Source organism: Agrococcus sp. GW821-FHT14H11, assembly GCF_058803545.1.
On record NZ_JBXAPA010000004.1, the window covers coordinates 243,287 to 252,011 of the forward strand.

The 8,725-nt window shown below is 76.2% G+C and carries 8 protein-coding genes; 5 read left to right on the top strand and 3 right to left on the bottom strand.

The window, feature by feature from the left end:
* The first annotated feature begins 28 nt into the window (after positions 1 to 28).
* From AC1RNL_RS06580 to AC1RNL_RS06600, 5 genes are all read left to right on the top strand, one after another.
* The gene (locus AC1RNL_RS06580) at positions 29 to 847 is read left to right on the top strand and encodes a uroporphyrinogen-III synthase (protein ID WP_492934763.1); all 819 of its coding nucleotides are present in this window, start codon (positions 29 to 31) and stop codon (positions 845 to 847) included.
* A 150-nt stretch (positions 848 to 997) separates the two neighbouring features.
* Positions 998 to 1,486 (top strand): aminoacyl-tRNA deacylase, encoded by a 489-nt coding sequence (locus AC1RNL_RS06585; RefSeq protein ID WP_492934764.1) that lies wholly within the window; start codon positions 998 to 1,000, stop codon positions 1,484 to 1,486.
* A gap of 218 nt (positions 1,487 to 1,704) precedes the next feature.
* Positions 1,705 to 3,345: an ATP-binding cassette domain-containing protein gene (locus AC1RNL_RS06590; RefSeq protein WP_492934765.1), complete on the top strand. Its 1,641-nt coding sequence runs from the start codon at positions 1,705 to 1,707 to the stop codon at positions 3,343 to 3,345.
* A gap of 21 nt (positions 3,346 to 3,366) precedes the next feature.
* Entirely contained in the window at positions 3,367 to 4,383 is a 1,017-nt protein-coding gene (locus AC1RNL_RS06595) for a serine hydrolase domain-containing protein (protein ID WP_128189891.1), read from the top strand.
* The gene (locus AC1RNL_RS06600; RefSeq protein WP_400531040.1) at positions 4,380 to 4,832 is read left to right on the top strand and encodes a hypothetical protein; all 453 of its coding nucleotides are present in this window, start codon (positions 4,380 to 4,382) and stop codon (positions 4,830 to 4,832) included. The genes AC1RNL_RS06595 and AC1RNL_RS06600 overlap by 4 nt, the downstream gene beginning before the upstream one ends.
* A 347-nt stretch (positions 4,833 to 5,179) precedes the next feature.
* Here the strand turns inward: AC1RNL_RS06600 and AC1RNL_RS06605 are convergent, their stop codons facing one another.
* The 3 genes from AC1RNL_RS06605 to AC1RNL_RS06615 form a co-directional block, all read right to left on the bottom strand.
* Entirely contained in the window at positions 5,180 to 5,470 is a 291-nt protein-coding gene (locus AC1RNL_RS06605; protein WP_400531038.1) for a DUF4242 domain-containing protein, read from the bottom strand.
* Between the two features lie 8 nt (positions 5,471 to 5,478).
* Positions 5,479 to 8,169 carry an ATP-binding protein gene (locus AC1RNL_RS06610; protein ID WP_492934766.1) on the bottom strand — a complete coding sequence of 897 codons (2,691 nt, stop codon included), beginning with the start codon at positions 8,167 to 8,169 and terminating at the stop codon, positions 5,479 to 5,481.
* Positions 8,170 to 8,282: 113 nt separating this feature from the next.
* Positions 8,283 to 8,725 (bottom strand): CHAD domain-containing protein (locus AC1RNL_RS06615; protein ID WP_492934767.1); only part of this gene is annotated, 443 nt, incomplete at its 5' end.

Genomic DNA, 8,725 nt, shown 5'->3' on the forward strand with positions numbered 1-8,725 from the left:
TGCTCGGCACCGACCCAGGGAGGAAGCCATGCGCGTCCTGATCCCCCGTGGCGGCAGCTGGGGCGACGAGGTCGCCCGGCTCGTCACCGACGCGGGCTTCGAGCCGCTGATCCTGCCGCTCGTCACGATCGAGCCGGCCGAGGACCAGGAGCACCTGCAGCGCATCCTCGCGCAGCTCGCCGAGGGCCGCTTCGACTGGCTCGTCGTCACGAGCCAGTCGACCGTGCGGGTGCTGCCGCGCGTGCCGGTCTCGGTGCACGTCGCCGCCGTCGGCGCGGTGACGGCCGCATCGCTGCGGGAGCGCGGCGTGCCGGTCGCGTTCATCCCCACGAAGCAGTCGGCGGCCGGGCTCGTCGACGAGTGGCCCATCCGCGAGGGGCGGGTGCTCTGGCCGCACGCGCTCGACGCGCGGCCGACGATCGCCGACGGGCTGCGGCGCCACGGCATGCAGGTGACCGAGGTCGTCGCGTACCGCACGGTGCCGGTGTTCGAGTCGGGCGACGCGCTCGCCGAGGCGGTCTCGACGCAGACGGGCGCGATCCCGGTGGTCGGCGCGGATGCGACGCGGCAGCAGGAGGAGCTGCAGGCGGCGGGGGAGGACGGCGCCGATGCCGTGCTGACCGCCGTCGAGCCGGCCGAGACGCCGATCGACGCGGTGCTCGTCACCTCGGGCTCGGTCGCGAAGCAGGTCGCGCGGCTCGGGCTCGCTGGCGACACGCGCATCATCGCCATCGGCGACCAGACGGGCGAGGACTGCCGCAAGCACGGCCTGCGGGTCGCGGGCATCGCGCAGCGGCCGAACGCGCAGGCGCTCGTCGCGGCGCTCGTGGCGGCCGCGGGCCGCTGAGGTCGGCGCCGCCCCGCACTGATCCCCCGCACGCTCCGTTCCCCCCGCAGAGGGACCCCTTCGACCGAACGGGACCCGGTGCACCGGGTCCTCCCGGGTGGAACGGGTCCTCGAGGGTGGAACGGGTCGCGTTCGGCGTAGCGTGGGCGCATGAGCGAGCACGCCCGCGACACGAACCCCGCGCTCGAGGCGCTCGCCGCCTCCGGCCTCGAGCACGAGATCACCCGGCACGGGCGCGTCGCCTCGCTCGCCGAGGCCGCCGAGGCTCGCGGTGTGACCCCCGCCGAGGTCATCAAGACGATGGTCGTGCGCCGCGGCGAGGGCGATCACCTGCTCGTGCTCGTGCCCGGCGACCGCACGATCGCGTGGCCGAAGCTGCGCGAGGTGCTCGGCGTCAGCCGGCTGTCGATGCCCGACGCCGAGGCGGCGTTCGCGGTGACGGGGTTCCGCCGCGGCACGATCACCCCGTTCGGCACGGCGCGGCCGCTGCCCGTCGTCGCCGACGAGCGCGTGCTCGGCCACCGCGTCTCCATCGGCGGCGGCGACCACGGGGTCGCGGCGACGGTCGACGGCGACGCGCTCGTCGCGCACCTGGGCGCGCAGGTCGCCGACGTGACCGACGCCGAGGCGCCGCGCTGACGCATCCGCCCTCACGCGCGACGCCACGGGGCGCTGGCGCGCACCCCGACGGGCGTGTACCGTCGCTCGAGCAGTCGTCGGCGGTGTCAGCGCCGACGCCCTCCGCACCCCCAGGAGCCACGATGACCGAGATCCACGGAGCCGCGACCCGGCGCTGACCCGACGACCACGCATCGTCGACCCATCCGTCAGCGCTCCCCGCTCTCGGAGGATCCCTCTTGGCACACCCTGTCATCGCGCTCTCGCGCGTCTCGTTCCAGTGGCCCGACGGCACGCCCGTGCTCGACGGCGTCTCCAGCGCGCTCGGCCACGGGCGCACCGGCCTCGTCGGCATGAACGGCGCCGGCAAGTCCACGCTGCTGCGCCTCATCGCCGGCTCGCTCTCGCCCGCCGCAGGCGACATCGTCGTGCACGGCACCGTGGCCGCGCTGCCGCAGCAGCTGGCCCTCGGGCCCGGCACGGTGGCGGATGCGCTCGGCATCGCGGGCGTGCTCGACGCGATCGCGGCCATCGAGTCGGGCGACGTCGCCCCGCACCGCTTCGACGAGGTCGGCGACCGCTGGGGCATCGAGGCGGAGGCGCTCTCGGAGCTCGCCGCCCTCGGCCTCGCCGGCGACGCCGACCTGCTGCGCCGCCCGATCGCGACGCTCTCCGGCGGCGAGGCGGTGCTCGTCGGGCTCGCCGCGATCCGGCTGCAGCGCGCCGACATCGCGCTGCTCGACGAGCCGACGAACGACCTCGACGCCGACGCCCGCGCGCGGCTCCACGACGCGGTCGGCGCGTGGCGCGGCTCGCTCGTGGTCGTCAGCCACGACGTCGCGCTGCTCGAGCGGGTCGACCGCATCGCCGAGCTGCATGCGCCCGGACCGGGCACCGGCTCGTGGCTGCGCACGTTCGACGGGCCGCACTCGGCCTACCGGGCAGCGCTCGAGGCGGAGCAGGCGGCGGCCGCGCAGGACGTGCGCGACGCCGAGCAGCTGCTGCGCCGCGAGCGGCGCGAGCGCATCGAGGCGGCCGAGCGGCGCTCGCGGTCACAGGCCGCGGGGCGGCGCGCGTTCCTCGCCGGCGGCATGCCGAAGATCGTCGCCGGCGGCCTGCAGCGGAAGGCCGAGCGCACGACCGCGCGCTCGAAGGCGCTGCACGAGGGGCGCGAGTCGACCGCCGCCTCGGCGCTCGAGGCGGCGGAGGCGCGCGTGCGCGACGACCGCACCATCCGCATCGCGCTGCCCGGCACGCGCGTGCCCGCGGGGCGCGACGTGCTCGCCCTGCGGCTGCCCGGCGGCGAGGCGGTCGCGGTGCGCGGGCCCGAGCGCATCGCCCTCACGGGCGCCAACGGGGCGGGCAAGACGACGCTGCTCGACGCGATCGCCGGCACGGCGGCCTCCCGGGCCGACGGCCGGCCCGCGCCCGTCGCCGAGGTGACCCACCGCATCCGCGAGACCGCGATGCTGCCGCAGCGCATCCGCTTCCCGGACGAGGACGCGACGCTCGTCGACGCCGTGCGCGAGACGGCGCCGAGCCGGTCGCCGCTCGAGGTGCGGGCGCAGCTCGCGCGCTTCCTGTTCCGCGGCGACCGCGGCGAGCAGCGGGTGCGCGAGCTCTCGGGCGGGGAGCGGTTCCGGCTCGCGCTCGCGCGGCTGCTGCTCGCCGACCCGGCGCCGCAGCTGCTGCTGCTCGACGAGCCGACCAACTCGCTCGACCTCGACAGCGTCGACCGGCTCGTGGAGGCGCTCGCGGCCTACGAGGGAGCGCTCGTGGTGGTGAGCCACGACGCCGCGTTCCTCGACCGTCTCGGCATCGCGCGGGAGTGGAGGGTCGAGGGGCGCAGGCTCGACGATCGCGGCGTAGCATCCAGGTGACCAGCACCCGCGGAGGCAGCCATGCGCTTCGATCGGCAGGCGCTCGACGAGGCCGTCGCCAAGCGCGCCTTCACCGGCGTCGTGACGATCGACGAGGGCGAGCGGCGCACGCTCGAGCGCTGCGAGGGCTTCCTGCACCGGGCGCACGGCGTGCCGATGATCCCCGAGGCGCGCATCGCGATCGCGAGCGGCAGCAAGTCGTTCACCGCCCTCGCGGTGCTGCGGCTCGTCGAGCAGGGCGCGCTGCGGCTCGACCAGCCGGTGCGCGCGCTGCTCGGCGACGACCTGCCGCTCGTCGACGCCGCCGTCACGATCGAGCACCTGCTCACCCACACCTCCGGCATCGGCGACTACCTCGACGAGGAGGCCGAGTGGGAGGTCTCGGACTTCGTGCTGAGCGTGCCCGTGCACCGGCTGACCACCGCGGAGGCGTTCCTGCCGGTGCTCGACGGGCACCCGCAGGCGTTCGCGCCGGGGGAGCGGTTCGCGTACTGCAACGGCGGCTACATGGTGCTCGCCGTGCTGCTCGAGCGGGCGACCGGCGAGACCTACCACCAGGCGGTGCGCCGCCTCGTGCTCGAGCCGGCCGGGCTCGCCTCGACCGGGTTCCTGCCGCTCAACGCGCTCCCCGCCGACGCGGCGCTCGGCTACCTCGACGACGAGGGCGACCTCGTCAACACGCTGCACCTGCCGGTGCTCGGCAACGGCGACGGCGGCGCGTTCACGACCGCCGCCGACCTGCACCGCTTCTGGCTCGCGCTGCTCGACGGGCGCATCGTCTCGCGCGCGACGGTCGACGCGATGATGCGGCCGCGCCACGACGTGCCCGACGAGGGACTGCGCTCCGGGATGGGCCTCTGGCTGCACGCGACGCATCCGGCCCTCGTGCTCGAGGGCTACGACGCGGGCGCCTCGTTCCGCTCGACCCACCTCATCGCGGCGCGGACGACGGTCAGCGTGCTCGGCAACAGCTCCGAGGGCGCGTGGCCCGTGATCGGCGCGCTCGCGAAGGCCGTCGACGCCGAGCTGCGGGCATGAGCGACCCGCACGTGCTCGGGCCCGGCCTCGCGCCGACGCCGTTCACCGCCGCCGAGATCCGCGCCGGCTGCCCCGACGGCCGGTGGGTGCTCTCGCGCACCGAGCGCGCCGGCGAGGTCGCCTTCCACCGGTCGGGCTTCGAGGAGGGCGATGCCGACGGCTGCACGTGCACGACGGTGACGACGGATGCGTCGGGCCGGCTGAGGGGGCAGGTGCGGCGCCGCCGCGCGACGTGGCGCGAGCTGCAGGGCCACGCCGCGTTCCCGGCCGATGCGACGTCGGTCGCGACCGAGCGCATCCGCCTCGCCGTCGGCGAGCTCGAGTGCCTGCGCTACGAGGTGCGGGGCGACGCGGGCACGAGCACCTTCTGGTTCGCCCTCGCGCACCCCGGCATGCCGGTGCGGTACCGCACCGGCGACGCCGAGGTGGAGGTCGTCGCGCTCGGCTGAGCGCCGCGGATGCCGCTGCTCGATCAGCTGTCGGGCACGACCACCGCGCTGCCGCGCGCCTTCGATGCCGACGCCGACGCCGCCGACGTGGGGACCCATCCGGAGCAGCCGCGCTGACGCATCCGCCCCGGATCGGCAACCGTGCGGTCCTCAGCGCTCGCAGCTCGCCGTCGGGTTGACGTCGGCGAACATGCCCGCGGGGGCTGTGCTTCCAGACCCACGCGTGCATCGCGGAGAGCTCCGGGATCGTCGGGATCGACACGGGGTGCATCTCGCGCCCGAACAGGATCGGCGGGTCGTCGTGCGCGGCATCCCATGCAGACCGCAGCAGCACGGGGCAGCCCAGATCATCCCTGCACTACTGGGTGGATCTCCTGCGCGACGAGTCCGTGCGCCTCGCGGTGCACCGCGTTCGCGGCCTCCGCATCCGGCGCCTCGACGAGGCAGAAGATCTTCCGCGCGTCGGCGTCGAACCAGTAGTTGATGTACTTCGCGCCGTAGGCGTCCTGCGTGCGCACGTCCGCCATGTGCGCGTCGGCGACCGCCTGCGCGTCGGTGCCCTCCGGCACGTCGTGGTGGACATCCATGAAGAGCGGCATCGTTGCCTCCTCGTTCGGGCCGGCGCGGATCGCCGGCACGCCCGACGCTAGGGAGCTGCGTGGGCCCCCGCTTGGGGAGGGTTCCCCATCTTCGCCGACCGGTCGTCCCCGACCCAAGCCCGCTCCACAGCGAGGCGAGTCGCGGCGGTGCGGCCGTCGACCCCGAGCGCGGCCAGGATGCCGCTGACGTGGTGGCCGACGGTCTTCGCCGAGAGGAAGAGGCGCTCGGCGATCTGGCGATCGGTGCAGCCAGCGGCGACGAGCTCGAGCACGTCGAGCTGGCGTGCGGTGAGACCTGACGGATGGGTCCTGGCCGCTGGACGCGGACCGAGCGGCACCGCGGTGGCGCCCTGAGCGCGCAGCCGTCGACGTGCGCGCGCGGCCAGCGGCACGCCGCCGAGCTGCTGGAGCAACGCCAGCGCGTGCCGCAGCGAAGCCTCGTCCCCCGCCTCGGCCAGCGCCTCCGCCTGCTCGTAGGGGCAGCCGAGGGCGCGCCAGGCCTCGGCGGCCGTCGCGTGCGAACCCGCGAGCGCGAGCGCGAACGCCGTGCCGCCGTCGCGGCGCGCGGCGCGCTCGCAGGAGGCGCCGCCGGCGTCGAGCCGCGCCAGCCAGAGCCGCAGCTCGTCCCGCGCCCACTCGAGGCCTCGCTCCTCAGCCATCGCGAGGGCTGCTCCCAGGTCGCCGAGCAGGCTCGGGTCGGGGGCGGCAGCGCCGAGGAGCCAGACGGCCTCCGCCCGGGCGGCGACGACCGGCCACAGCCGCTGCAGGTCGCCGGTGCGCTGCGCGAGCTGCCAGGCGCGCTCGAGGGCATCGCCCACGGGCTCGCCCCGGCGGCACCGCAACCCGCCGAGCACCGTGAGGCCCACGATCGCGCTGATCGGCGACCCCTGGTGCTCGAGGTCCAGGGCGGTGAGCAGCGCTTCGGCTTCGCCCCAGTGCCCCTGCTCGAAGCGCACGCGAGCGAGCCAGGCGGTCACATAGTGCGCCGCCGCGTCGAGGTCGCGCGCCTGCGCGAATGCGTTCGCCCGCTCGAGGCACGGGCCGGCGAGGGCGTACTCTCGCACCTCGCCCAGCGCGGATCCGAGGTTCACGAGCGCGTCGGCCTCCGCGCCCTCCGCCCCCAGCGCGCTCGCGAGCTCGCGCGCCTCCTCGAGCCGCTGGACGCCGGCGAGGTCGTGGCCTCCGACGATCATCGTCGAGCCGAGCGCGTTCAGGGCCACCACCAGCACGTCGTCGAGGCGGTGCGCGCGTGCGATCCGCACGGCGCTCGTCGCCCACCGCCGTGCCGCTGCGTCATCGCGGGCGAGCATCGCCAGGTAGCCCGCCCAGGCGTGCACGAACGCCACGGCGCGCGCCGTCGTCGGCGACATCGCGGGCGACGCGAGCCGGTCGGCCTCTGCGACCGCCTCGGCCATGAGCGCGCGCGCGACGGCGCCGTCGCCGAGCCCCCACTTCGCCCGCGCGAGCTCGGCGCGCGCGACGAGCGTCGCCTCGTGATCGCCGAGCTGCATCCGCAGGCGCAGCGCGGCCTCGCTCGCCGCCACCGCATCGCCGCGCCGGTCGATCAGCGAGTGCTCCGCGGCGAGCGCCGACAGCAACGTCGCCCGTTCGGCCGGCTCGAGCGCATCCCCCGCGGCGAGCGCCGCCTCGAGGTGGGAGGCGGCCTCGCGGTGCGTGCCGTGGCCGGCGGCGTAGGCGGCCGCGCGCCTCGACCACACCACGGTCGCGGCTCGGTCGGCGGCTCCCCGCGCGTGGGCCGCGAAGCGGGCTGCATCGGCCTCGTGCTGGGCAGCGTGCTCCAGCAGCCGCAGCCACGCACGGTGCCGCTCGGCGCGCGCCGCCGGTGCCAGGTCGCCGAGCACCCCGAGCCGGGCGAGCTCGTGGCGGAAGCCGACGCGCCCAGCCGCATGCACGAGCATGCCGCTGGCGATCGCAGCGTCCACGTCGGCCGGTGCGTGCCCGAGCGCGATGAGGTGCTGGAGGCTCGCCGAGGCCGCCTCGACCGCCGCGGTGTCGAGCACGGCGCGCGCAGCGACCGGCAGCCGGCGCGCCCGCGCGCGCACCGCATCCGCCACCGTCGGCGGCACTGCCCAGCCGGGCGCGGCGAGCACCTCGGTGACGAAGAAGGGATTGCCGCCCGTGCGCGCGTGCAGCTGCTCGACGTCGATCGCGCGGCCGTCCACGAGGCGGGCCACGCCGCTCACGCTGAGCGGCTCGAGCGTGCGCCGCACGACCCCGCGCTGCGTCGCGAGCCCGTCGATGGCGATGCGCGCCGGGTGGTCGGACGCGAGGTCCTGTGCGCGCAGCGTCACCAGCACGAGCGCCCTGGTGCCGGTCACCCGGCGACCGAGGTGCACGAGCAGGTCGGCCGTCGCGGCGTCGGCCCAGTGCACGTCCTCGATGATCGCGAGCGTCTGCCTGGCGCTGAGTTCGCGCAGCAGCGCGCTGAAGAGCTCGTGCCGCGTGCCGCGCGCGGCGCTCGCGAGGCGGGGCGACTGCTCGACCATGTCGAGCAGCGGTCCCAGCGACTGCGGCGTCGTGAGCGGGTCGCACGAGCCGACGAGCCGCTGCACGCCGCTCGACGCCCGCGCGGCGACGGCTGCCGCAACCGCGGTCTTCCCGACCCCGGCGTCGCCCTCGAGCAGCACCATGCGACCGTGTCCGCGCGAGGCGGCGGCCAGCGCATCGGAGAGCTCGTCGAGCACGAGGTCGCGCTCCACGAGCTCGGGCGTCGTCACGGCGACCTCCCGTCTGCATCGCACGGTGATGCTCCGCACGATACGCCGGGTGCCGCGCGCCGTCGACGACCGGTGTGCGTCTGTTCCGTCACCGGTGCCGAGCGCCACGACGGCTACCCGGGTGTTGCGCCGGAGCCTCGGCCGGCGACGCGCTTGGCGGCCTGCCGCACGGAGTGCCAGGCGTCCGCGATGTGCGGCTCGAGCGCTTCGGCACGCACCTGCTGCTCGCGCGCGAGCCACCCGAGGCCGAAGCCGTCGTCGGCGTGCAGCCCGGGCTCGTCGGCGAGCTCGAGGAGCACGCCACGGGTCACCACCGAGTCCTGGTGCTCGCCCAGCAGTCCCTGCAGCGCCGCGGCCGCTTCCGTCAGCCGCGCGGCGTCGTCGCCGAGCGCGGGAGCGCTCAGCTCGGCCGCGTAGCGCAGGCGCTTCACCGCCTTGCGCAGCTCGTGCAGGGCGTGATCGCGGGCGTCGCCCAGCGGCAGGTCGCGGGCGTGCCTCCAGCGTCGCCGCGCCCGCCGCGCCGCCGCCGCGATCGCCGCGGGCAGCGCGTCGCGAG